The 25,549-nt window shown below is 44.1% G+C and carries 22 protein-coding genes; 16 read left to right on the top strand and 6 right to left on the bottom strand.

The annotated features are described in order from the left end of the window. Window positions 1-96 precede the first annotated feature (96 nt). The 4 genes from ubiT to rimI all read left to right on the top strand — a co-directional run bounded on the left by ubiT (window position 97) and on the right by rimI (window position 2,228). Window positions 97-624 (top strand): ubiquinone anaerobic biosynthesis accessory factor UbiT, encoded by a 528-nt coding sequence (gene ubiT / locus DD616_RS14860; RefSeq protein ID WP_010318913.1) that lies wholly within the window; start codon window positions 97-99, stop codon window positions 622-624. Further along, window positions 608-1,111, top strand: a complete 504-nt coding sequence (locus DD616_RS14855; RefSeq protein WP_208871865.1) for a GNAT family N-acetyltransferase — start codon at window positions 608-610, stop codon at window positions 1,109-1,111. Before ubiT ends, DD616_RS14855 begins: the two co-directional genes overlap by 17 nt. 261 nt (window positions 1,112-1,372) lie before the next feature. Then, window positions 1,373-1,777, top strand: a complete 405-nt coding sequence (locus tag DD616_RS14850; RefSeq protein WP_017046310.1) for a DNA polymerase III subunit psi — start codon at window positions 1,373-1,375, stop codon at window positions 1,775-1,777. A 4-nt stretch (window positions 1,778-1,781) separates the two neighbouring features. Continuing rightward, window positions 1,782-2,228 (top strand): ribosomal protein S18-alanine N-acetyltransferase, encoded by a 447-nt coding sequence (rimI, locus tag DD616_RS14845; RefSeq protein ID WP_013857606.1) that lies wholly within the window; start codon window positions 1,782-1,784, stop codon window positions 2,226-2,228. Between the two features lie 62 nt (window positions 2,229-2,290). Here rimI and DD616_RS14840 read toward each other — a convergent pair whose 3' ends face one another. Next, window positions 2,291-4,342: a putative bifunctional diguanylate cyclase/phosphodiesterase gene (locus tag DD616_RS14840; RefSeq protein ID WP_013857605.1), complete on the bottom strand. Its 2,052-nt coding sequence runs from the start codon at window positions 4,340-4,342 to the stop codon at window positions 2,291-2,293. 222 nt (window positions 4,343-4,564) lie between these two features. On the opposite strand from DD616_RS14840, the gene prfC reads away from it, so the two are divergent. Next, entirely contained in the window at window positions 4,565-6,154 is a 1,590-nt protein-coding gene (gene prfC / locus DD616_RS14835; protein WP_208871864.1) for a peptide chain release factor 3, read from the top strand. Between the two features lie 101 nt (window positions 6,155-6,255). Here prfC and srmB read toward each other — a convergent pair whose 3' ends face one another. After that, a complete protein-coding gene (gene srmB / locus DD616_RS14830) occupies window positions 6,256-7,491 on the bottom strand; it encodes an ATP-dependent RNA helicase SrmB (RefSeq protein ID WP_013857603.1) in 1,236 nt (411 codons plus the stop codon). Window positions 7,492-7,583: 92 nt separating this feature from the next. Beyond that, the gene (locus DD616_RS14825; protein ID WP_208871863.1) at window positions 7,584-8,306 is read right to left on the bottom strand and encodes a tRNA1(Val) (adenine(37)-N6)-methyltransferase; all 723 of its coding nucleotides are present in this window, start codon (window positions 8,304-8,306) and stop codon (window positions 7,584-7,586) included. Window positions 8,307-8,614: 308 nt separating this feature from the next. Between DD616_RS14825 and brnQ the strand changes: the two genes are divergently transcribed. From brnQ to DD616_RS14800, 5 genes are all read left to right on the top strand, one after another. After that, window positions 8,615-9,928, top strand: coding sequence for a branched-chain amino acid transport system II carrier protein (gene brnQ / locus DD616_RS14820; RefSeq protein WP_013857601.1), 1,314 nt, complete (start codon window positions 8,615-8,617; stop codon window positions 9,926-9,928). Window positions 9,929-10,098: 170 nt separating this feature from the next. Then, window positions 10,099-11,197 (top strand): peptide chain release factor 2 gene (gene prfB / locus DD616_RS14815; protein WP_096000859.1). Its coding sequence is split into 2 segments (ribosomal slippage): window positions 10,099-10,173 and window positions 10,175-11,197, totalling 1,098 coding nucleotides; the frame shifts between segments, so codons are not numbered across the junction. A gap of 33 nt (window positions 11,198-11,230) precedes the next feature. Continuing rightward, window positions 11,231-12,763 (top strand): lysine--tRNA ligase, encoded by a 1,533-nt coding sequence (lysS, locus tag DD616_RS14810; protein ID WP_088731814.1) that lies wholly within the window; start codon window positions 11,231-11,233, stop codon window positions 12,761-12,763. Window positions 12,764-13,025: 262 nt separating this feature from the next. Continuing rightward, entirely contained in the window at window positions 13,026-14,360 is a 1,335-nt protein-coding gene (gene vpsR / locus DD616_RS14805; protein ID WP_017043264.1) for a cyclic-di-GMP-binding transcriptional regulator VpsR, read from the top strand. A 500-nt stretch (window positions 14,361-14,860) separates the two neighbouring features. Continuing rightward, window positions 14,861-15,112, top strand: coding sequence for a hypothetical protein (locus DD616_RS14800; RefSeq protein ID WP_170889157.1), 252 nt, complete (start codon window positions 14,861-14,863; stop codon window positions 15,110-15,112). 37 nt (window positions 15,113-15,149) lie between these two features. Here DD616_RS14800 and DD616_RS14795 read toward each other — a convergent pair whose 3' ends face one another. After that, window positions 15,150-16,184, bottom strand: a complete 1,035-nt coding sequence (locus DD616_RS14795; protein ID WP_013857595.1) for an NADP(H)-dependent aldo-keto reductase — start codon at window positions 16,182-16,184, stop codon at window positions 15,150-15,152. 134 nt (window positions 16,185-16,318) lie between these two features. Further along, complete coding sequence (mutH, locus tag DD616_RS14790) at window positions 16,319-16,984, bottom strand: DNA mismatch repair endonuclease MutH (RefSeq protein WP_026028083.1); 666 nt, start codon at window positions 16,982-16,984, stop codon at window positions 16,319-16,321. A 605-nt stretch (window positions 16,985-17,589) separates the two neighbouring features. Here mutH and rppH point away from each other — a divergent pair. From rppH to DD616_RS14765, 5 genes are read left to right on the top strand one after another with little or no spacing between them, the layout of a single operon-like run. Then, the gene (gene rppH, locus DD616_RS14785) at window positions 17,590-18,108 is read left to right on the top strand and encodes an RNA pyrophosphohydrolase (protein ID WP_010319133.1); all 519 of its coding nucleotides are present in this window, start codon (window positions 17,590-17,592) and stop codon (window positions 18,106-18,108) included. A gap of 2 nt (window positions 18,109-18,110) precedes the next feature. After that, window positions 18,111-20,357, top strand: coding sequence for a phosphoenolpyruvate--protein phosphotransferase (gene ptsP / locus DD616_RS14780; protein WP_088720923.1), 2,247 nt, complete (start codon window positions 18,111-18,113; stop codon window positions 20,355-20,357). A gap of 8 nt (window positions 20,358-20,365) precedes the next feature. Continuing rightward, complete coding sequence (locus DD616_RS14775) at window positions 20,366-21,157, top strand: sulfite exporter TauE/SafE family protein (protein WP_208871862.1); 792 nt, start codon at window positions 20,366-20,368, stop codon at window positions 21,155-21,157. A 43-nt stretch (window positions 21,158-21,200) separates the two neighbouring features. Further along, on the top strand, window positions 21,201-22,004 hold the full coding sequence (gene lgt / locus DD616_RS14770; RefSeq protein WP_208871861.1) for a prolipoprotein diacylglyceryl transferase: 804 nt from the start codon (window positions 21,201-21,203) through the stop codon (window positions 22,002-22,004). Window positions 22,005-22,019: 15 nt separating this feature from the next. Beyond that, window positions 22,020-22,871 carry a thymidylate synthase gene (locus DD616_RS14765; RefSeq protein ID WP_017043268.1) on the top strand — a complete coding sequence of 284 codons (852 nt, stop codon included), beginning with the start codon at window positions 22,020-22,022 and terminating at the stop codon, window positions 22,869-22,871. A gap of 102 nt (window positions 22,872-22,973) precedes the next feature. Here the strand turns inward: DD616_RS14765 and DD616_RS14760 are convergent, their stop codons facing one another. Then, on the bottom strand, window positions 22,974-24,119 hold the full coding sequence (locus tag DD616_RS14760) for a Na/Pi symporter (protein WP_017047902.1): 1,146 nt from the start codon (window positions 24,117-24,119) through the stop codon (window positions 22,974-22,976). A gap of 371 nt (window positions 24,120-24,490) precedes the next feature. On the opposite strand from DD616_RS14760, the gene nhaR reads away from it, so the two are divergent. Then, complete coding sequence (gene nhaR / locus DD616_RS14755; RefSeq protein ID WP_026027442.1) at window positions 24,491-25,381, top strand: transcriptional activator NhaR; 891 nt, start codon at window positions 24,491-24,493, stop codon at window positions 25,379-25,381. Window positions 25,382-25,549: the final 168 nt, after the last annotated feature.

Raw genomic sequence — 25,549 nt, 5'->3', positions numbered from 1 at the left:
CAAACAATGTACGTTTTTTGATGCATCACAGGAATTTGCACCCCCACATCCATTATGATTAGGTACTATTGCATTACAAAGTAACGGATAACGCTCGTGATTCACAAGATTCGTACTCAACTAGTTCAAAACGCCGCTTCAATTTTGCGATCCCCAGTCCACTTCTTACCGCAAGTTGTACAAAAAAAAGCCTTGCTAGAAGGGTTGAAAACTATATTTCATGAGGCTTTGCAAGAAGGTGACTTTGAATTTCTTGATGGGAAATGGTTAAAGGTTTCAATTCGCGATTTGAATTTGAATTGGTATATCAGCTATCAAGCGGAACAACTTGTTGTGTCTGATAAGACGGAAGTGGAAGATGTCAGCTTTAGCGGTAACCTAAATGATATGGTGTTGATTGCTGGTCGAAAAGAAGATCCTGATACGCTGTTCTTTCAACGTCGACTCTCCATTGAAGGGGATACCGAACTGGGGTTAGAGGTGAAGAATCTGATGGACAGTGTTGACCTAGAGCTTTTACCAAAACCGTTCCAGATGTTAATAAATCAGCTAGCAGATTTTGTGCATAAGGGCGTACAATCGCCAGTGACACAAAATGAGGTAATGAATGCTTATTCGAACTGAAGCGCCAGCGGATATCTTAGCGATTGACCGCTTATTAAAATCAGCCTTTGAGACAGATGCTGAAGCTAATTTGGTTATGACATTAAGGGAAAACAGCCATTTGACGCTCTCTTTAGTGGCCTGTGATGATGACGGTGAAGTTGTTGGTCATGTGATGTTTAGCCCGATCTTACTCAATGGTGAAGACTTAAATTGGCAAGGGCTTGCACCGTTGGCCGTGAAAAAAGAGTGGCGAAATCAAGGTGTCGCCGCCTCGTTGGTAAAAGAGGGGTTAATCTGTTTGGCTGAGTTCGATTATCCAGCTTGTGTGGTTTTGGGTGACCCGGATTATTATCAACGCTTTGGCTTTAAAGAGGCGGCAAAATCTGATTTTCGTTGTCGTTGGGATGTTCCAGTTGGCGCGTTTCAGATCGTTGCATTAGTCGACGGCGAATTGAGCGGACGAGCAGGTTTAATTGAGTATTGCCCAGAGTTCAACGATCTTTAATCACCGTATTTCTATTCAAAACAGGGAGCCCAGAGCTCCCTGTTTACTTTTATGCCCTTCTCATTTGAAGCTGCCGTGGTGTTGGCTACGTTCGCTCACCCCAATCACATCGTTTATCTAGGCTCATGGGGATGAATTCACTTGCCGCCTATCTGCAACTTCAAGTTGTTTGGGCATAGCTCTTGAGTCATTGGATGATTAACGGTTTCTGTCTTGGCGCTGATTTGTTAGGATTGCGATGTTCAATGAGGTCATAAACAGATGTCACATCACGAAAATCAATATTTACAAGAAATGGGCATCCAGCGTTGGGAGCTTATCCATCCACAGCGGCTGGCTGGCTATCAACCTGATCCGGTGACGCTGCCGAGCACGTGCCGTTTATTACTCGTTTCCCCCCAATACCCGCAACAAGGTGCTCTATTGCTGTTTTCAAGAGTATTGAAAAGTATGGGGCTCGAAATCAGTCAGGCGTGTCATCTTGAGCCTCACTCTCTTAGCCAACTAACAGGCTCCAGCATTGAATGGTTGTGGTTTTCAGGCTGTGAAAAGAGAGAAAGCCCGTTGGCTCAGAAAGTGTTAACGTCACCGCCGCTAGTTGAGATAGATGGCAATACCGAGCTGCGCCGGGCGTTGTGGCAGCAAATTTGTTCTTATGAGTCATAAAACTATGAATATTGATGTTGTGCCTTTATCACTTCCTTATCTTGATGCTATTTGGTCCATTGAGCAGCAAGCCCACAGTTACCCTTGGGCTGAATCACTCGTACGCGACTTGGCGAGTCGTGGTGCATGCCACCATGCTATGTTGGTTGATGGCAAAGTTGTCGGTTATTTCTATGCACAGAATATTGTTGGAGAGGTGACCTTGTTGAATATCGCTGTGGATCCGCAGCAGCAAGGTAAGGGTTACGGAAAATTGTTGATGGAGTTTTTCTTAACTTACTGTGAAAAAGCGCAAGCTGAAAGTGCGTGGCTTGAAGTTCGCGAAAGTAACATCCGCGCTTATAGCTTGTACGAATCGCTGGGTTTTAATGAGCTCGATCGTCGAGTGAACTACTATCCCACTCCGAAAGGATCAGAAGATGCGATCATCATGAGCTACTATTTTTTGTAGCTTATTTTCCATCAGCAGATCGTTTGCAAACTCAGGTTTTTTCATGGTCAGGCGTCTCGGAACTATTTCTGGTGCGCCTTATCTTTTTGATGTTCATTGAGTTGATAGCATGGGCTTGCAAAACGCTTGACGACTTCCTTAGCGGTTAACGGCTTATCAAATAAGTAACCTTGGAACTGATCACAACCCAATTGTTTGAGAGTTTCGAGTTCTTGGCACTCTTCCACACCTTCGGCTATTACCTCCAAATTTAAACGTTTCGCAATCATAATAATCGTATCCACAATTGCTTGGTCACTCTCATCTAGATGCAATTGAGTGACAAAAGAACGATCGATTTTGAGCACATCCACCGATAAAAGTTTGAGGTAACGCAGTGATGAATAACCAGTGCCAAAATCATCAATCGAGATGCTCAGCTTACTTTTTTTAAGTTGCACCATTTTTTGAATCGCACTTTCTACATTTTCCAGTAATAGCCCTTCAGTAATCTCCAATTCAAGATGTTCACCAGTAATACCTGCTTGCTGCATTGCATGGTTAATGTGTTCAACAAAAGAATCTTGAGAAAACTGCAACGGACTGATGTTGATGGCTAAACGGCGAAAATGGGGCGGTAATACTCCTTGGCGCTTCCAAGCGGCGTATTGATAGCACGCTTGCTCTAATATCCAGTTTCCAATCGGAATAATTTGCCCCGTTTCTTCTGCGATGGTCATAAACACACCCGGTGGCAATACACCTTTGGTTGGGTGGTTCCAGCGGATCAAGGCTTCCACACCGACAATATTGTGCCGCTCATCGACTTGAGGTTGGTAATAGAGTTCTAACTGTTGGGTATTGAGGGCTTCATGGAGGCCTTTTTCAATTTCCAGAAACGATTCGACTTGAGCCTGCATTTCTGGCTCATAAAACATGTATTTATTGCGTCCATTCGCTTTTGCGCGGTAAAGCGCTGTATCGGCTTGTCTAAGGACATCGATATTGGTTTTGCCCACTGACGGAAAAATCGAGATACCAATACTCACAGTGCAATAAAGCTGGTGGTCATCAATCGAGTAAGGGTTGGAAATCAGAGCCAGAAGCTGCTGAGCTACCTTCTCTGCTTGTTGGCGAGAGAGATGAGGAATCAACACCGCAAACTCATCGCCACCGATGCGTGCGGCGGTGTAATCGTGTTTAAGCCAGCCATCCATACGCATGGCGATAGCTTTGATTAAATGATCCCCCGTTGTGTGTCCAAGTGAATCATTGATCGTTTTGAAACGGTCGAGATCAAGGTAAAACAACACACCAGAAGTGTGGGTGCGAATACTGTTATCAATGGCATCAGTGAGCAGTTGCAGCAGCAAGCTGCGATTAGCAAGGCCAGTTAACGTGTCGTAGTAGGCTAATTGGTTAAGTTTAGCATCCGCGAGCTCTCGCTCTTTCCATAAAGTATAGAAAGTACCGGCTAACTCACTGAGCTCATTTTTTTGCTGTTGTAATGGCGGCTGTGTTGGACGTTGATTGTTTTGCAATGAGCGAACCCACGAAATTAACGTGGTGATGGGTTTTGACAGCTTGTAGTAAAAAAAGACTAAAAGGATCGAAGTCAGCAACACATTTCGAAAGAGATCAAACAGCAATACTCGTGTGGTTTTTGCAATAAATTCTTTGGCAATGGAAGAGCCGTTGACGGAAAAACTTAAGCTACCTACCACCACACTCGAATTGGGTTGATGCAAGTCAGTTTTAAAGATGGGTATTTCAGGTGTCAGATAATTCGATAAGAGCCGAATAAAAGCAGTCTGCGCTGGAATCTCTCTGCTTTTTTTTGCCAGTGTATCGCCAAAATCATCAATAATTTCAACATGATAAATGGCATTATCAACCATTAAGCTAGAGACGACTTGATTGGCTAATAAGTTGTTGAGGTGATAAGCAGCCTGGCTGGCATTTGAATAATTTTGCAGCAGTTTAAAACGGTAGTGATCTTCAATGCGAGCTTGCTCATGGTGCAGGTCGAGCAAAGTATGATACAAACTAAAGCCTATCCCAAGGATCACCGAGACTAGGAACACTGTTTTGGCTTGTTTAAATGCCAGAGAATTTCTTTGTTTGGTTATCAGCATAATACTCGCTTATTCTCTTCGCCCTTTTTAGTTATAGCTCATATTTATTGATAATTTAATTACAAATAGAAAGGTCGTCATTCCCTTGTTGATTTGTATAGCGACGAAAGTTGCTCCCAGATCAAATATAGGGGAGAATACCGCGCAAATTTGAATCGAACTGCTGATCAGCGTAAGCGCTTCGGCTCTCCCTTATATCAGCATATTGAGAAGACCTGTTTCATGTCAAATACTCCTTTTTTGAGTGAAGTTTCTAAACGTAGAACCTTCGCTATTATTTCGCACCCGGATGCGGGTAAAACCACCATTACTGAAAAAGTTCTGCTATTCGGGAATGCCATTCAAAAAGCGGGAACGGTAAAAGGGCGCGGCTCTAACCAGCATGCTAAATCAGATTGGATGGAAATGGAAAAAGAGCGTGGTATTTCGGTCACGACCTCTGTGATGCAATTTCCTTACAATCATTGTTTGGTTAACTTGCTCGATACTCCAGGGCACGAAGACTTCTCGGAAGATACTTACCGCACATTGACGGCGGTTGACTCGTGCTTAATGGTGATTGATGCAGCAAAAGGTGTTGAAGATCGTACTCGTAAGCTGATGGAAGTGACTCGCTTACGTGATACACCGATTGTAACCTTCATGAACAAATTGGACCGTGAGATCCGCGACCCAATGGAATTGCTTGATGAAGTGGAGAATGAGCTGAAGATTGCCTGCGCCCCGATTTCATGGCCGGTGGGTTGTGGTAAAGAGTTTAAAGGCGTGTACCACATTCACCGTGATGAGACGATTCTGTACGCGACCGGCCAAGGCCACACTATTCAAGAAGAGCGCATTGTTAAGGGCCTCAACAACCCTGATCTGGATAGGGCCGTGGGTGATGACCTTGCCGCTCAGCTGCGTGATGAGCTTGAATTGGTATTGGGTGCTTCTCATGAATTTGATCAAGAGCTGTTTTTAAAAGGTGAGTTGACCCCTGTTTTCTTCGGAACGGCATTAGGTAACTTTGGTGTGGACCATATGCTGCATGGTTTAACTGAGTGGGCTCCGGCGCCGATGCCACGTCAAGCTAATGAGCGTATTGTTGAAGCCACGGAAGAGAAATTCTCAGGCTTTGTGTTTAAAATCCAAGCGAACATGGATCCTAAACACCGCGATCGTATTGCGTTTATGCGTATTGTGTCGGGTACTTATACCCAAGGCATGAAAATGAACCACGTGCGTATTGGTAAGCAAGTGAGTATTTCTGATGCGGTTACCTTTATGGCGGGCGATCGCTCTCGTGCTGAAAATGCTTATGCTGGCGATATTATCGGTTTGCATAACCATGGAACAATTCAGATTGGTGATACCTTTACTCAAGGTGAATCGTTGAAATTCTCAGGTATTCCTAACTTTGCTCCTGAGCTGTTCCGTCGTATTCGCTTGCGCGATCCACTGAAGCAGAAGCAACTGCTTAAAGGTTTAGTGCAGTTGTCGGAAGAGGGAGCGGTTCAAGTCTTCCGCCCACTACAAAATAACGATTTGATTGTGGGTGCAGTGGGTGTGCTGCAGTTTGATGTGGTGGTGTCTCGTTTAAAATCTGAATACAACGTCGAGGCAATTTACGAAGGTGTTAACGTTGCAACAGCACGTTGGATTGAGTGCGCAGATGATAAAAAATTCGAAGAGTTTAAGCGCAAAAACCAAAGTAACATCGCACTGGATGGTGGGGATAACCTGACTTACATCGCGCCGACTATGGTCAATTTGAATCTGGCCAAAGAGCGTTTTCCTGAAGTGGAGTTCCGTGCCACACGCGAACATTAAACCTTGGTGAGTTTGAAGAGAGTGATACTCTCTTCAAACGTTAAAGATAAAAAATGCCGATATTTCAGTATCGGCATTTTTTTATAGGTGGTATTGGAACACTATTTTTTCTTTTTGTTCGCTTTCTTCTTCTTCGAAACCACTTTGACTTTTTTGTCATCGGTTTTCTTTTTCTTTTTGAATACCGGCTTTTTGTGCTGCGGGCGCATATCTTTAATGAAGCGCTCTTTGATCTCCTCGTCGACATAACGCGCGACGCGGTCCATCATCACTTGATCATGGGCTTCAACCAAAGAGATCGCATTGCCTTTTTTTCCAGCACGAGCCGTACGACCTATGCGGTGTAAGTACACATCCGCTGAGCGTGGCATATCAAAGTTGATCACGTGACTTACGTCAGGTAAGTCAATACCGCGAGCGGCCACGTCGGTTGCCAGTAGTACGTTGACTGCGCCTTCACGGAATCGCGTAATGGCGTTATTGCGACGATCTTGTGGCATTTCGCCTTGAATCCAAGCACAAGGAATTTGCGCTTTTTCTAGCTCTGTACGCAAATCAGCTAAGCGCTCACGAGTTTTGATAAACACGATAGAACGTTCGGCTTGCTCGGTGAGGATTTTCTTCAATAGCTCAACTTTGTGCACCATGGTATCGGCGCGGTGATACCATTGAGTGATTTTTTTGCGTTCACGACGAGAAGGATCGGCATTGATTGTTGCTGGTTCTTTTAAGAGATCGGCAGTAAAACCTTCCACACCATGACCTTCCAGTGTTGCAGAGAAGAGCAAGGTCTGTTTACGCCAGCGACATTCCGCAGCGAGACGATCGACGATTGGGCCAAAGCCCATGTCCAGCATGCGGTCAGCTTCATCCAAAATAAGCCATTCAATCGCACGACAATCAAAACGCTCACCTTCAATGTATTCCATCAAGCGACCAGGTGTTGCCACCACAATATCTTGCGTTTTGGCTAAGATGTCGGCGTGCTCTTGATATTGTACGCCGCCGGTGATGGTGACGATATTGAGGCGAGTATTCTTCGCCAGTTCACGAGCTTGATCCGCCACTTGCATCGCCAGTTCACGAGTTGGGGTCAGAATCAAGACGCGTGCAGGGCCGGCTCGCTTGCGCGGAAAATCTAAAAGATATTGTAGCGCGGGTAAAACAAATGCAGCGGTTTTACCGGTTCCCGTTGGCGCAGAGGCAAGAATATCTCGACCATCTAGGGCTTGTGGGATCGCTTCAGCTTGAACTTGGGTGGGACGTTCAAAGCCCATATCTTCAATGGCCGCAATGATGCAAGGGTCAAGATCGAGGTCAGCAAAGGTTTTGATCACAGTGAGTACTCCACAAGCCGTTAGGCTTATTTGGCTATAAAATTAAGGTCGAACATTATAGGGGGATTGGTGATTAGGATCACATGTTATTTCTACATCTTGAGATAAAAATCTTGAGTTAGGGCAATAAAGGCTTCGCTATAACCACTTGATGAGTGAATGACCAACGATGAATCAATCACAGAAGCCGAGGCTAAACTTAGTTCAATCAATAGCCGATGAGCGGGTTTGTGTGCTACGGGTTGTACAGTGCAGCGCCGCTTAAGCTGCCAGCCGAGCGTGAGTGCTTGCTCGATAAATTGTTCCCCTTCATACACGGGCAAAATAAAACAAGCTTGCCCCTCATCGTTGAGAAGGCTTTTTGCTCTGACTAATAAAGCGTGATGAGCAAGTTGATTGGTGTGCCTAGCAGTAGCTCGCTGGGGATCATGAGACAGTTCACCACTGTTGAAATAGGGTGGGTTACAAATAATTGCATCAAAGGACGGTGCAAAAGAGGTGTCTAAAATATCACCTTGTAAAACCTGTATGCGTTGCCCCCATGAAGAAGCATTACTGTTGTATTGGGCCGCTTCAAAGGCAAAGGCATCGATATCGACGGCCGTAATTTGTGCATCGCTAAAACGTTGCGCGCACATTAATGCTAATAACCCGGTACCAGTGCCAATATCGAGAATGGTTTTGGGATGGTGCGTGAAAGCCCACGCGCCTAATAGAACCCCATCGGTACTGACAGGCATTCCCGCTTGTCCACCGTCAATGGAAAATTGTTTAAATTTGAAACGCTTATTTTTGGGCGTGTGACTTTTCATCATTATTTCAAAATATAGCTCTAATTAAGTGATAACCACTATTGTTATCTATTTGTTCGGATTATTCTTCTATCTGTTATGAGAGTGTATGAGAAAATGATCAACACATCATTCTTTCTATTTTTTAACATTTAGAGTTTTAAACTGGTTTTTCACCGATATTATAAATTAATGTAGCGTTTTTTGCTTTGCCCTTGCGAAGTCTTGAGTGTTTCGTCATTATTCGCCCTTAATTTTTAGATTTAGATGCGGTTTCAACCTCATCAACAATGCATACACAACATTTATCAAATAATAATTAAGGGTTATCTGTGAAGCAGACGTTAAAACTAACAGATATTATCGCGGTCGGCTTTATGCTTTTCGCGTTTTTCTTGGGTGCTGGTAACATCATCTTTCCGCCAATCGCTGGCCAACTTGCTGGAGAGCATTTACTGCCAGCCATGACTGGCTTCCTTATTACCGCTGTCGGTTTACCATTGATGACGATTATTGCGATTGCTGTCGCGGGTGGTTCTTGGGAGCATTTAACCAAAGATCTGCCTAAACAAGCTGCAACTATCATGGCAGTGATGATCTTTATCATCATTGGTCCTGCCTTTGCAGCACCGCGTACCGGCCTTGTGGCGTATGAAATGGCAGTGAAACCATTTTTCATTGATGCGCAACAATCGCATTTGACACTATTTTCGATTCTCTTTTTTGTGATTGCGATGTTTTTTGCCTGGTCTCAAGGTCGGCTCATTGACATCATTGGTAAAGTGCTAACTCCTGCTCTATTTGTTGGATTAATTATTTTAGCCGTTGCGGTTTTTGTTGACCCGCAAGGTGAGATGGTGACTGCACAAGGCGAATACCTGACTCAGCCGTTGACGAAAGGTTTCCTTGAAGGCTACAACACCATGGATACGTTTGGCGCACTGATGTTTGGGATGTTAATTGTCGATGCACTGCGTAGCAAAGGCATTACTGAGCGTGCGGCAACCACAAAGTATTTAATCAGCGCGGCGTGCATTGCGGCGGTTGGTTTAGCTTTTGTCTATATTTCACTGTTTTATCTTGGCGCGACAAGCTCTGTGGTCGCTTTTGGTGCAGAAAATGGCGGCGCGGTGCTTAGCCAATATGTGCAAGCGCTGTTTGGCCCTTATGGGCAGATCGTGCTTTCTGTCATCGTGCTACTAGCCTGCCTAACCACGGCAATTGGTTTGATTTCAGCATGCTCAGATTACTTTTGTACATTGACTCCAATTGCGTATAAATCTTGGGTGATCATTATTGGTGTTGCTTGCGCTATCGTGGCAAACGTTGGTTTATCACAATTGATCACGCTTTCTATCCCCGCACTGTATGCGCTTTATCCAGTTGCGATTGCCTTGATTATGTTGACCTTCTTGAGAGGGAAACTACCAAACCCAGCAGTGGCATACCGTGTTGTGCTACTTGTCTCTTTTCTTTTTGCGTTGATCGACGCGGCAAAAGTCGCTGGCGTTGATGTGTCTGCGTTCAATATGCTGCCACTGTTTGAGGTCGGCATGGGGTGGTTGCTTCCGACACTTGCTGCGATGATTTGCATGTTCTTTATTGCAACTACCGTTCAACAAAGTGTGGTTAAAGAAGCGGCATAATCGCGTTTTTACTCGTAAGCATTAAAGAGGCTGAACACGATTGTTCAGCCTCTTTTTTTAGGCGTGCGCCAGCTTTTATTCCAAGAGATCAAACGAATTTTTCCTGTATCTTCGTCACATTTTTAAGTAGAATTCTTCGGTTAAATTCTACTCATAAATGTTGAGCAAACATGTTTGAAATCAATCCTATTAAAAACCGTCTTCAGGATGTGTCAGAGCGCACAAATATCCTGAGGGGGTATCTTTGACTACGACGCTAAGAAAGAGCGTTTAGAAGAAGTGAATGCAGAACTCGAGCAACCCAACGTCTGGAACGAACCTGAGCGTGCACAAGCGCTAGGTAAAGAACGCGCTTCGCTCGAAGCCATTGTCGATACCATTGATCAGTTAGATCAAGGTGTGGATGATGTGGAAGGGCTACTGGAACTGGCTATTGAAGCAGAAGACCAAGAAACCTTCGATGAAATTGGCCCTGAACTGGATGAGCTGGAAACTAAGCTTGAACAGCTTGAGTTTCGCCGTATGTTCTCTGGCGATCACGATTCTTCAGATTGCTATATTGATCTGCAGTCTGGTTCGGGCGGCACCGAGGCTCAAGACTGGACATCAATCCTGCTACGCATGTATTTACGTTGGGCAGAAGCGAAAGGCTTTAAGACTGAAGTGATTGAAGTGTCTGAAGGTGATGTTGCTGGCCTAAAAGGCGCAACCGTGCGAATTATCGGTGATTACGCTTATGGCTGGTTACGCACCGAAACTGGCGTACACCGCTTGGTTCGTAAATCCCCATTTGATTCGAGTGGCCGCCGCCATACCTCTTTTGCCTCTGCGTTTATCTATCCTGAGATTGATGAAAATATTGCTATCGACATCAACCCAGCCGATCTTCGTATCGATGTTTATCGCGCTTCGGGAGCGGGTGGTCAGCACGTTAACACCACCGAATCGGCGGTGCGTATTACGCACATTCCAACCAATACCGTTGTTCAATGCCAAAACGATCGTTCGCAGCATAAAAACAAAGACCAAGCGATGAAACAATTGCGTGCAAAACTGTTTGAACTTGAGTTACAAAAGCAGAACGCAGAAAAGCAAGCCAATGAAGATGCGAAATCTGACATTGGCTGGGGAAGCCAAATCCGATCTTATGTATTGGATGACTCCCGAATCAAAGACTTACGCACTGGCGTTGAAAACCGTAATACCCAAGCGGTATTAGATGGTGATTTAGACAAATTTATTGAAGCAAGCCTGAAATCAGGCCTTTAATGCTTTTTTACCGACATATAAGGTACATGTAAAATGACTGATGCTGTTCAAAACGAAATGAATCAAGAGCAAATTGCGCAAGAAGAGAACAAACTCATCGCAGAGCGTCGCAGCAAGCTGGATCACATCCGTAAGAGCTGTAAAGCGAATGGCCACCCAAATGACTTTCGTCGTGACAGCCTTGCGGGCGATCTTCAACAGCAATTCGGTGAAAAGAGCAAAGAAGAGTTAGAAGCCTTAAACCATGTTGTGGCGATTGCAGGTCGTATCATGGCGAAACGTGGCCCTTTCCTTGTTATTCAAGAAACCTCTGGTCGTATTCAAGCTTATGCTTCAAAAGAGGTTCAAACTGAGCTGAAGGAAAAATACCAAGGTCTAGACATTGGTGACATCATCGGCGTGAAAGGTGCGTTGCACAAATCTGGCAAAGGCGATCTCTACGTTAATATGGAAGAGTACGAATTGCTGACAAAGGCACTTCGTCCGTTACCAGAGAAGTTCCATGGTTTGACTGACCAAGAGATGCGCTACCGCCAACGTTATGTGGATTTGATTGTTAATGAAAGTTCACGTAATGCGTTCATTGTTCGCTCTAAAGTAATGACTGCAATTCGTAACTTCATGATCTCAAAACAGTTCATGGAAGTAGAAACGCCAATGATGCATGTGATCCCTGGCGGTGCTAGTGCGCGTCCATTCATCACTCATCACAATGCGCTCGACATGCCAATGTACTTGCGTATCGCACCTGAGCTTTACCTTAAGCGTTTAGTTGTGGGTGGCTTTGATCGCGTGTTTGAAATCAACCGTAACTTCCGTAACGAAGGTCTTTCTCCTCGCCATAACCCTGAATTTACTATGATGGAATTCTATATGGCGTACGCAGATTACAATGATCTGATGGACTTTACTGAGGAGTTATTGAGTTCAGTTGCACTTGAAGTTTTGGGTTCAACGTCAATGCCTTATGGTGATGAAACGGTAGAATTTGGTGGTCAATATGCTCGCATGAGTATGTTTGAAGCCATCAAACACTACAATCCAGAGCACGCTCAAATCCAAGCGTTAACTGAACAGGATCTGCAAAACCGTGAGCTGATGGTATCTATCGCGAAATCGGTTCATGTAGACGTTGAACCTTTCTGGACTTGCGGCCAACTGCTTGAAGAGATCTTCGGTGAAACGGCCGAACCTAAGTTGATGCAACCGACCTTCATCACTGGATACCCTGCGGATATTTCACCATTGGCGCGTCGTAGCGATAACAACCCATTCTTCACCGACCGTTTTGAGTTCTTCATTGGTGGTCGTGAAGTCGCCAATGGCTTCTCTGAGCTTAATGATGCTCAAGATCAAGACGAGCGCTTCTTAGCGCAAGTGAATGCCAAAGATGCTGGCGACGATGAAGCCATGTTCTACGATGCTGATTATGTTGTTGCGTTAGAGCACGGTCTCCCACCAACGGCGGGTCAAGGCATTGGTATTGACCGTTTGGTGATGTTACTCACCAACACCCATACGATTCGTGACGTTATCCTATTCCCTGCGATGCGCCCACAGCAGTAATTGCTACTTTCGTTCCGATAAACCGCCTAAATAGGCGGTTTTTTTTTGCATTAGTTTGAAAAATTTTGTTCACTAGCGTGGACTAACAGACAACAATTTCGAAAAGATTATGAAATAGTTCCTTATATTAAATGGCAAAGCGCTTATTTGTTGTCTAGTCTTATTATCGAGACAGACTACAGCGCCAAGTCTCGTTAATGTAACAGCCGTCTAATGTGCCAGAAGTAGCACTGCATATAAATTTAAAGATAAGGAATAATAGATGGGCACTCAATTCCGAATGGATTCTGTCCCTGGTTCGCTTGTCGTCGTTGGTGGGACATACGAGCCTTGGTTATCTGTACTTGAACAGGTTGGTTGGCGTTGTACACAATGCGCAGATTTACGTAAAGCGGATGCCTTGTTTGCAGAAACAGGCCCATGCATTGGTATTGTTGATTTGAGCCATGATGAATTCAGCCTCAATGGCATTGCAAATTTGGTCAGCAACCATAAACAAGTACGTTGGTTGGCGTTCATTCGCGAATCACAGTTGAGCTCGGATACGATTTGCCAATTCATTGTTAACTTTTGTATCGACTTTTTTACGGCGCCGATTCCCGATGCGCAGCTACTGAGCACCATTGGACACCAACTTGGAATGCTTAAGTTAGAGAAAAAAGTATGGCCACATTATGGAGCAACAGGGGATATTGGTTTAATTGGTGAGTCCACTCCCATGAAGCGCTTGCGTGATCAGATCAAACGCATCGGCCCTACAGATGTCAGTATCCTCATTTATGGGGAAAATGGAACGGGCAAAGAGACGGTCGCGAGAGCGGTACACAAAACCTCGTCTCGCGCACAAAAACCTTTTATTTCAGTGAATTGCCGAGCTTTATCGGAGAGCCGCTTTGAATGTGAGCTGTTCGGTATTGGTTGTGAAGACTCATCTCAAACTTCATTATTGGAGCGGGCAGATGGTGGGACGATCCTACTCAAAGATATTCTCACGCTACCTAAAAGCCAACAAGCTAACCTCTTGCGCTTCCTGCAAGAAGGAACGATAGAAACTTCAATGGGTGTCAAAGAGGTGGATGTGCGTATTTTGGCCGCCAACTCTTCCGATATTGAAAAAGCGCTGATTGATGGCAATTTTAACGAAGAGCTGTACCACTATATCAACGTATTGCGTATTAATGTCCCGAGCTTAAAAGAGCGGGCGGGTGATATCGCTTTACTGGCACGACACTTCTTGCAGGAGTATTCAAAAGAGTTTAACGCGCAGGCGCGCAGTTTTACTGAAGAAGCGGCGCGCTCATTGGCTCGTTATCACTGGCCGGGTAACGTTCGTGAGCTGATGAATCAGATCAAACGTGTGGTGCTGATGTCCGATTCAGTCATGTTGGATGAATTGCAACTCGACTTACCAAAACGCAGTGATGGTAAGCGCAGCCTAAAAAGCATTCGTGAGCGTTCAGAGCGAGATGCGCTATTACTGGTTTTAGAATCCAACTCAGGGCAAGTATCAATGGCCGCCAAAGAGCTAGGTGTATCTAGAGCTACTATGTATCGCTTGCTTAATAAACATAACTTAATCACTGAAAATACCTATTAACTTGATGATTCTTCAAGTAAAAATGGCCACATTTAATCCATGTGGCCATTTTTTATAATCATATCTTTTGCGAATAAGTTATTCTCTAGCTGAATATGTCACTTATTTGCTGTCATCGGCTTTCATTTTAGGTTAATGCATTGTTTTTTAATTGTTTGAAAATTAAGAGTTGAATAATCACCTCAGTTGCATAGAATTTAACCGTGAGCCGTGCTCACACACTCATTTCACTTTGGATTAACTATTTGCTTGGAGGCGCAACATGAATCATTTCGTTTTTGTTCATACTGTTCGCGTTTCTATCGATCTTACTGCGCCTAAATCGTCTCTTACTACAGACGCCTGTCGTATGTTTGATGATAAAAAAGGCACCGATTTTTAGTTAATCCGTAACCTTGAGATAGGCTGCGGAAAAATGGCAGCTTATCAAAGTGTTGATCCACCTTGCTCGCCCCCATTTTTCCAGCCGTCAACGTTTAGTTTACTACTGGAGAATATTCATGCGTCATTCAATTTATTTACAACTTGCTACTTTACTGGTCCGTGCCGATTTACGCCGTGAAGAGCGTCAATGGCAACGAAATGTTCGCCGTCATGCTTTTGAGCTGCCTTTTAATAGCCAACACTTGCTTAAAGATATTGGCTTAGAAAGTGATGGACGCGCTATTGGCGTTTCAGTCCCTGACTCAACTAAAGCTGAACGTCATATTCGTCATCTTCGCCGTGTGTTAAGTATGCGAATAACAACGTAAAGCGAGGGGCTAGTGGCTTCGCTAGCCCCGAAGATATCTACGGGCAAGGGTTGGAGTAAGTCGTCCCAATTTCTTGAATTTTAAGAAGCAATTCATTACTGAGTACGACATCTAAACTATCGATATTTGTTTTCAACTGCTCTAGGTTTGTCGCGCCAATGATATTGGATGCGACAAACGGACGTTGATTGACAAACGCCAACGCCATCTGTGCTGGATCAAGGCCATACTGGTTAGCAAGCTCAACATAAGCGTGAGTGGCTTGTACACCTTGCGCCGTAAAATAGCGAGAAAAGCGTTCAAATAGGCTGCACCGAGCACCGTCAGGTCTTGCGCCATTTAAATATTTACCACTCAGGCAACCAAACGCCAGTGGCGAGTAAGCCAGCAGTTGGACACCTTCGAAGTGGCTAATCTCAGATAAGCCAATTTCAAAGCTGCGATTCAGTAAATTATAAGGGTTTTGGATAGAGACAATTCTTGCTAGATCGTGTTTTTCTGCCAATTTTAGCAACGTCATTACGCCCCACGGGGTATCATTTGACACACCGATGTAACGCACTTTTCCAGCCTTGACGAGATCATTAAGCGCTTCGAGCGTTTCGATTAAAGTGACTTCTTCTTGCTGATCAGGATAAGGGTAGTTAAGTTGGCCGAACATGTTCGTTTGGCGTTGAGGCCAATGTAATTGATACAAATCGACATAGTCTGTTTTTAAGCGTCTTAAACTATCATCAATCGCTAAATGAATGTTGCGTCTATCGAGTGACATCTTTTCGCGGATGTGAGGCACGTTACGCGGGCCTGCCACTTTAGTCGCTAACACCACTTTTTCACGTTTACCTGATTTTTCTAACCAGTTGCCAATATAGCTTTCGGTCAGACCTTGGGTTTTACCGTTGGGGGGAACTGGGTACATTTCCGCAGTATCGATGAAATTCACACCTTGGTCTAAGGCGTAATCGAGCTGCTCAAAGGCTTGTTGTTGGCTATTTTGTTCACCAAAAGTCATGGTACCTAAGCAGATCTTGCTCACTTCCAGTGTGGAATGAGGCAGTTTGGTGTATTGCATATTCCTTCCTTGATGCTCTCGCTGGTGGAGTGTGTGACGTTTTTACTATAAGCGAAGATGGCAGTGAAACGGAAACGAATTGTGCAGTGAAAGATCAAACGGTTACGTTTTTTCATGAGCAATAACGAGCACTTTTAAATAAAGTGTTGCTCAAGAATGCTCGCGGTAAATTGAGTTCGAAGATAAAAGCCTCGTGGCAGGGTTTTGATAGGTTTGCCATTAGCACCGTAGGCTTCGGTTAATGCTCGCCCGTTTGCCGCTTTTGGCCTGAGCTGTAATACTTCACCGTGCTTAGCGGTGATCTGCTCAACTTTGCCAAGAACGATGAACTCCATCAGTTCTTCCCAATCATTTTTTAGCTGCTGTTCTTGTGCAGGAGAAGGGCTCCATAGCAATGGCGAGCCGACATGGCGCTGGGCTAGGGGGATCTCTCGCTCACCCTCTATTGGGATCCACAGTACTCGAGAGAGTTTATTTCGCACGTGGCTTTGCTCCCATGTTAAACCATGAACACCAGTGAGTGGGGCCACACACACAAACGTTGTTTCGAGTGGTTTTCCAGTGTAACTGATTGGAATACTTTTGAGCTCGATACCTAATTGCTCGAAATCTTGCTGAGGTTTGCTGCCTGCTGTTGCACCCAAATGCCACTCTAATAACTGACCGACCCATCCTTTATCTTTTTTTAAGTCAGGGGGCACGGTCATCTTGGCTTCTTCGGCGAGTTGACTAAAGCTTAAGCCTGCAATGTCTTGAGCTCTAAGCATTAATTCATGTTCAGTTTTAGGTGCAGGTTTCATGATACTTTGAATGATAAAAACGCGATTGTAGCAAATTCTTATACACAATGTGCTGTCGTTTCTTTTGCTTAAAAGATCATCGCAATCCAAGTTATCCACAGGTTGATCGGAAAAATATTCCATTTTTTGTTTATCTGTATGCATTTACAGGGTTTTGCTTGAGAGAGTGGGCCTCTTAATCAGTAAATCTTATTTCTACTAGAGTGGGGGTGTGGATAACGAGCTAATTGGTGGATCTTTGAGCATGTTGTGAAAGGATCAATTTTTTGTTAATCGCAACGTAATTTTAATAATGGAAAATCCAATTAATTAATTGTTTTTTATGTATTTAATTTATTATTATCTTTTTTTTATTGGTCCGTATTCTTTTGCTTTTTGGGGAAGTAAGTCGCTATCTAGAGATTCTTCACATAGTTACTCACAGAAAAGGTGAATAAATGTGGCTGGTGTCGCATTATTTTGTTGATAACTTTAAATTTGATGAAAAGTTATCCAATTAATGATTAGGAACACATAAATCTCGTGTTAATCACACTAGTAAGTTTGCTCCTATTGGGGATATGTGGAAAAATCAAAGCAATTAAGATTTTACTAGAGGTTGGCCAGTGATCGATGGCGATGGTTACCGACTCAATGTTGGTATTGTGATTTGTAACAACCATGGTCAGGTATTCTGGGCGAAACGATACGGACAACACTCTTGGCAGTTTCCACAAGGTGGAATTGACGACGATGAAACTCCTGAACAAGCGATGTTTAGAGAGCTTTACGAAGAGGTTGGGCTTACAAAGAAAGATGTGAAAATCATAGCAACAAGCCGTCATTGGTTAAGATATAAATTACCAAAACGGCTCGTTCGTTGGGATTCTCAACCTGTCTGTATTGGGCAAAAACAGAAATGGTTTCTTCTGCGCTTAGAGTGTGATGAATCAAGAATCAACATGCAGCGCGGCAGTACCCCTGAATTTGATGGTTGGCGTTGGGTCAGTTATTGGTATCCAGTGAGACAAGTAGTCTCTTTCAAGCGAGATGTTTACCGTCGCGCGATGAAAGAGTTTGCATCATTCGCGATGCCATTTAAAGAACGTAATAACAAAGGTAAGCGCAAAAATAAAAGAGGATAGACATGCTCTCTCAGCTAAGGGAAATAGTTGAACAAGTATCCAAGGTAGAAGATGTACACCAAGCCTTGGATATTTTGGTTAAGCAAACGTGCAATGCGATGAGTACCGAGTGTTGCACTGTCTATCTTGCTAACGAAGAAAAACATCGTCTAGAACTGATGGCAACGCAAGGCTTAAAGTTCAAAGGCGACAAAATCCACATCGGTTTTGACGAAGGTTTAGTGGGCTTAGTGAAACGTTCAGCTGAGCCAATCAACATTGCTGAAGCGTCGAAACATCCTAATTTTAAATACTTCAAACAGCTTGGCGAAGAGGTGTATCAAAGCTTTCTTGGTACGCCGATTATTCATCGCAAGCGAGTATTGGGTGTCTTGGTCGTGCAGCAAAAAACACCTCGCTTATTTAGTGAGATGGAAGAGTCTTTTATTGTCACTCTGGCGGCGCAAGTGGCCGTGATTATTGCTCATGCTCAAACACAAGGGCAGTGGCTGCTTTCGAAAAAGCAGTTATCCACCAGTGGCATTGCTGCGTCATCTGGCATCGCGATTGGTGAGTTTTGGTGGGATGACACCCAGCCTCAACTGTCTGATGTTTACCCCGCCTCAACGCTCGATATTGAACGAGAACAAGAGTGGCTAGTGCTGGCGGTAGAAAGCGCCTTGAACGATTTTCGTCGTTTAAGAAAAAAACTCGATAGTGATATTAATAAAGATGCGTTAGCCATCTTCGATCTCTTTACTCATCTACTCAATGATCCGATGCTACGCAACGATCTGAAAAGCCAAATCCAAAAAGGCGATCGTGCAGATTGGGCATTACGGCAGGTTGTGGAGAGTTATTCCAACCGTTTTGCGAAGATGTCAGATGTTTACTTACGTGAGCGTGCACAGGATATTCGTGAGCTAGGTCAGCGACTGCTATTTTTTTTGCACAACACTGAGCATGATCAGCAGCAACTTGATAAACCGATTATTTTGGTGGTACGCGAACTTACTGCTTCAATTCTCGCCGCTATTCCTAAAGATAAATTACTGGCGGTGGTCTCTTTAGAAGGGGCTGCCAATTCCCACGCAGCAATATTGTCACGGGCCTTGGGCATTCCCGCAGTGATGGGAATTTCACTTAATCTCAAGGAGATCAACGGTAAAAAGGGCATTGTCGATGGTTATAGCGGCAAGGTTTTTATCTCACCAAATAGACAAATTCTGGCGGAATATCGCGCTTTAGCTTATGAAGAAAGCGAACTTTCTCAAATGGTTAATGAAACCATTGCAGAAGCTCCTTTTACGCAAGATGGCACACGTATTGAAGTGATGCTCAATGCTGGATTAAGTGCGGATACCAACATCGCAATTAACCAAGGGGTTGATGGTGTCGGGCTGTATCGAACCGAAATTTCCTTTTTGCTGCAACATCGCTTTCCATCAGAAGAAGAACAAGTGCAGCAGTATCGCAGCGTTTTGAACGCTTATCCTGATAAACGGGTGGTGATGAGAACGTTAGACATTGGTGGCGATAAAGCACTGCCTTATCTACCCATTGAAGAAGACAATCCTTTTCTTGGTTGGCGAGGCATTCGTTTTACGCTCGATCATCCCGATATTTTTTTGATTCAACTGCGGGCGATGATGCGTGCCAGCGGCGATAACCAAAATCTCAGCATTTTATTGCCCATGATTTCAGGAACGAAAGAGTTGGACGACGCAATGCGGTTGATTGAGCAAGCGTATCGAGAAGTTTCTAGCGTTGATGATCGGATCATAATGCCCAAGATTGGCATTATGATTGAAGTACCATCGATGATTTATCTTCTACCATTGATTGCGAGCAAAGTGGACTTTGTTTCGGTTGGAACCAACGATTTAACCCAATATTTGTTGGCCGTTGATCGGAACAATGCACATGTTGCTGATGTCTATGACTCCATGCATCCAGCGGTGGTAATGGCGCTTAAACAGATTTTAGAGACTTGCCAGTCTCATCGTATACCTGTTTGTGTGTGTGGTGAGTTGGCCGGAGACCCTATCGGTTCACTGTTATTAATTGGTTTGGGTTATCGCATGCTAAGTATGAATACCTCCAACGTAGCCAAGGTCAAATATTTAGTGAGGCACTCTCAATTAGGACAGTTACGGCAACTTGCTGACAAAGCGTTGATGCAACCTTACGGCAACGACATTTATAATATGATGCACTCATACTTTGAAGATAAAGGCTTTGCTGGCTTTATCCGCGCAGGCAAAAAATAGGAACCAATGTGAATTTTGAGTTGATGGTGTTGCTGGTGTTATTGGGCTCAGTCGTTGGTTTTATGGCTGGTTTGCTGGGCATTGGTGGTGGTTTAATTGTGGTTCCGGCGTTGCTTCTTTTGCTTCCCAAGGCAGGTATTTCCCCCGAACTTAGTATGCATTTAGCGTTAGCGACATCGCTAGCGACCATCATTGTTACTTCGGCTTCTTCGGCATTAAATCACCTTAAATTGGGTAATGTGGATATGTTTGTCGTCAAGTGGCTCATGCCCGGCGTTATCGTCGGTGGGTTTGTTGGCTCAATGATCGCAGACGTGATCCCGACTCAATATCTACCGAAAGTATTTGGCGTGATTGTTTTTTGCTTGGCGATTCAAATGTTTTTATCGATAAAAGCGCAAATACAAAGATCGATGCCCGGTGCGTGGGTGACCATGCTATGTGGCAGTGGTATTGGTATTGTCTCTAGTTTAGCGGGAATTGGTGGCGGTTCGCTCTCAGTTCCTTTTTTGAATCGTCATGGCGTTGAAATGCGTAAAGCCGTCGGTTCTTCTTCTGTCTGTGGGTGTGTGATCGCAATCTCTGGCATGATTGGTTTTATTTTGCACGGTTATCAAGTGGAGAATTTACCACCTTACAGCATTGGCTATGTCTATTTACCTGCGTTAGTCGCCATTGCTTCGACCTCAATTCTCACTACTCGATTAGGAGCGCGTTACGCGACTCAGTTACCGACGGCGGTATTGAAAAAAATATTCTCCGTTTTTCTGATGGTTATAGCGGCAACTATGCTGTTTTAATCACTTATTATCTTCACCTCATTTTTAGTAAGAGAACACGTTTATGTCTCAGGGTTTTATACAGTTCCCAAATATTGATCCCGTGCTGATTGCGATTGGCCCTATATCCATTCGCTGGTACGGCTTAATGTATTTAGTTGGTTTTGTTTTTGCGATGTGGCTTGCCAATCGCAGAGCGGACAAACCAAATAGTGGCTGGACTCGTGAACAAGTCTCGGATTTGCTGTTTGCTGGATTTTTAGGGGTGGTCATTGGTGGTCGTGTCGGTTATGTGTTGTTTTACAATTTTGATCTGTTTCTCCAAGACCCGCTCTATCTCTTTAAAGTGTGGACAGGCGGGATGTCTTTCCATGGTGGTCTACTTGGCGTGATCAGCGCAATGTTTTGGTATGCACGGAAAAATAACCGGACGTTTTTTGGTGTCGCCGATTTTGTGGCTCCTTTGGTTCCATTTGGTTTAGGCATGGGACGACTAGGCAACTTCATGAACAGTGAATTGTGGGGGCGAGTAACCGATGTTCCATGGGCGATCATTTTTCCAAACGGCGGGCCTTTGCCTCGCCATCCATCACAGCTTTATGAGTTTTTCTTCGAAGGGATTGTGCTGTTTATTATATTGAACCTGTTTATCCGCAAAAATCGGCCAATTGGTTCAGTCTCAGGGCTATTTTTGATAGGCTACGGAACATTCCGTTTCCTTGTCGAATATGTTCGTGAACCTGATGCACAATTAGGATTGTTCGCTGGATTTATCTCCATGGGGCAAATCCTGTCGCTACCGATGATCATTGTCGGTGCACTGATGATGGTATGGGCGTACAAGGTTAACCATAAAGTGACTCAATAGTGTTAAGGATAGTTTGTGAAACAGTATCTTGAACTTTGTCAGCGAATTGTTGATGAGGGCGTTTGGATCGAAAATGAACGTACCGCCAAACGCTGCCTAACGGTGGTTAACGCTGATCTCACCTATGATGTAGGTCAGAATCAATTCCCGTTAGTGACAACGCGTAAAAGCTTCTGGAAAGCCGCAGTTGCTGAGCTACTTGGTTATATTCGTGGCTACGATAATGCAGCCGATTTTCGCGCTTTAGGAACCAAAACGTGGGATGCGAATGCGAATTTAAATGCAGCTTGGCTTAACAATCCATACCGCAAAGGTGAAGATGATATGGGCCGCGTGTATGGAGTTCAAGGACGTGCGTGGGCCAAGGCGGATGGTGGGCAGATTGATCAACTGCGTAAGATTGTTGATGATCTTTCACGTGGCGTTGATGATAGAGGCGAAATCCTAAACTTTTACAACCCAGGTGAGTTTCATATGGGCTGCTTGCGCCCCTGCATGTACAGTCATCACTTTTCGTTGTTGGGCGATACTTTGTATCTCAATAGTACGCAACGCTCGTGTGATGTCCCGCTTGGCTTGAATTTTAATATGGTTCAGGTCTACGTGTTCCTCGCAATTATGGCGCAAATTACCGGCAAAAAAGCGGGCGTGGCCTACCATAAGATCGTCAATGCGCATATCTATGAAGACCAACTGGCGTTGATGAAAGATGTACAACTTAAGCGTGAACCGCTCCCTATGGCGAAGTTTCATATTAACCCGAAAATTAAAACGCTAGAAGATCTTGAAACTTGGGTTACCTTGGATGATTTCTGGATTGAAGGCTACCAATGCCATGATGCCATCCAGTACCCGTTTTCGGTTTAGTTGCTCTCTCGCATTATTAAAAAGTACTGTTTTCTAGTTGTAAAAAATCCCCGAAGCGTTGCTCGGGGATTTTTTTGATCTGTCGTGTGGTTTGTTCGTTACTTAAGCCGTTAGTGCCAGTATACCGCCAGGCATAATGATAAAGACCGATAGTAAATAACCCGCAACGACCGCTTTATTCTTTGTTGCCATCTCAGCAATCATTTCTGCGCCTTTAATTGGCAGTTCACGTAAAAATGGAACCCCATAGATCAACACAGTGGCTAATACATTAAAGGTTAAGTGGACTAAAGCAATTTGCAAGGCAAATACCGCAAACTCACCAGAAACGGCCGTTGCCGCGAGTAGGGCGGTAATGCAAGTGCCAATATTAGCCCCTAAAGTGAATGGGTAAACATCGCGTACTTTCAATACACCAGTGCCGACCAGCGGAACCATTAAACTGGTGGTAGTTGAAGAAGATTGAACCAATACAGTGACGATTGAACCTGAAAGGATACCGTGCAGCGGTCCGCGCCCAATGGCATCTTTGAGTATCTCTTTCGCACGGCCCACCATCAAACTCTTCATGAGCTTACCCATGACAGTGATAGCCACAAAAATGGTCGCAATACCAAGTACAATCAACATCACGCCACCTACAACTTCACCAAAAGTGATCAGCTGGCCTTTTAGTGCCGTGATAATTGGGCTCGTGATAGGTTTGATAAAATCGAGTCCTTTCATGCTCATATCACCAGTAGAGAGCAAAGGTGACACAAGCCAATGAGAAATTTTCTCTAAAATACCAAACATCATCTCTAACGGTAGGAAAATCAGTACCGCCAAAAGATTAAAGAAGTCGTGAATTGTTGCACTTGCAAAAGCGCGTTTAAATTCGACTTGGCAACGAACGTGTCCAAGGCTAACAAGCGTGTTGGTTACTGTGGTGCCAATATTGGCACCCATAACCATTGGGATCGCCATTTCAACAGGTAATCCGCCAGCCACAAGACCGACAATGATAGAGGTTACGGTGCTTGAAGATTGAATCAATGCTGTGGCGACTAACCCTATCATCAACCCCGCTATTGGGTGTGAGGCAAACTCAAACAGTACCTTAGCTTGATCACCTGTCGCCCATTTAAATCCACTACCTACCATCGCCACTGCAAGTAGCAGTAGGTAGAGCATGAATGCCAAGTTCGCCCAACGCAGCCAGCGAGTGGTACTCGCAATGGGTGCAGCAGTAGTTGTCGCTTGGTTCATTTTCTTTTCTCCATTGACCTTTTGAGTGTTGTTCGGTCTGTTGTTGAATCTGAGCGAGATAGTAGAGAATAATTATTTCATTTATATGACAGTGGGTTTCTCATTGATAACTCTGATAAAAACAAGTTTCACGGTGACTTTTAATTCTTTATTTATTGAATTTTCATGATGTTATGCGACGTTAACAACGTGGAGGAGGAGAGCGAAGGACGCTAGTTTTAGATATTTTATGACGAAGTTGTCATTTTTGAACTCTAACTGCTCGGTATTAAGATTAGCTAACGTTCTTAAGTTCGGTTTTTCCGAGTTAATTGCTCATTTGGCTTGGGTTTGTTATAAACAACGACCAGATAAAATTGAGTGTCCTTATCATGTTTCACCTCAACTACAATCATCTTTACTACTTCTGGATGGTATGCAAGCAGGGATCGGTCACTAAAGCTGCAGAAGCACTCTTCTTGACTCCGCAAACCGTCACTGGGCAAATTAAGGCTTTTGAAGAGCGCATGGATGGTAAGCTTACTAAGCGTAATGGTCGTAGCATTGAACCGACAGAACTTGGGCAACTGGTTTTTAAATATGCTGACCGGATGTTCGGCTTAAGTTATGAGATGCTCGATATTGTCAATTATAGTCAGCGCTCTAATCTGCTGTTTGATGTAGGAGTGGCGGATGCCCTCTCTAAACGGCTTGTCAGTAAAATACTGATGACGACGGTCCCGGCCGATAGCAGTATCCACTTGCGTTGTTTTGAATCGACCCATGAAATGTTGTTAGAGCAACTTTCACAACACAAATTGGATATGATTCTCTCTGATTATCCCGTCGATTCCAGCCAAAGCCCGGGCCTGTTCAGCAAAAAACTGGGTGAGAGTCACATGAGTTTTTTTTGTTCAGGCAAGGTTGAAAATGTCTCTTTTCCTGCCATTTTAGAGCAGAGAAAGTTGTTGATACCGGGAAGCCGAACCGCGATGGGGCGTAATCTATTGCAATGGTTTGACCGTCAAGGCCTGAAGCCGAATATTCTGGGGGAGTTTGATGATGCGGCATTGATGAAAGCTTTTGCGCGTTATCATCATGATGCAATTTTTTTAGCGCCCTCAATCTATGTGACTGAAGTTGGTGATGATCTTCCTTTGCAACTCATCGGTCAGATTGATGATTTAAAAGAAGAGTACTACGTCATTTTTGCTGAGAGGATGATCCAACACCCAGCAGTGAAAAATGTTTGCGATGCAGATTTTAATAATTTGTTTGTATGATGCTTTCACTACTAACGATAAATAGATTACTATCTCATTATCTAGCAATATTATTAATTATCGCTTGCCAAGTAATACTAATCTAAACTGGTTATACGCCTTCTGATGCCGTTATTGACGCTCTATTGAATGGTTGCCGTCATAAACGGTATAACAATTAAACTACGT

The sequence above is a fragment of the Vibrio anguillarum genome (assembly GCF_003390515.1).
Lineage (GTDB): Bacteria > Pseudomonadota > Gammaproteobacteria > Enterobacterales > Vibrionaceae > Vibrio > Vibrio anguillarum.
The sequence above is the reverse complement of the archived record's forward strand: the minus strand, read 5'-3'. Positions and strand labels throughout refer to the sequence as shown.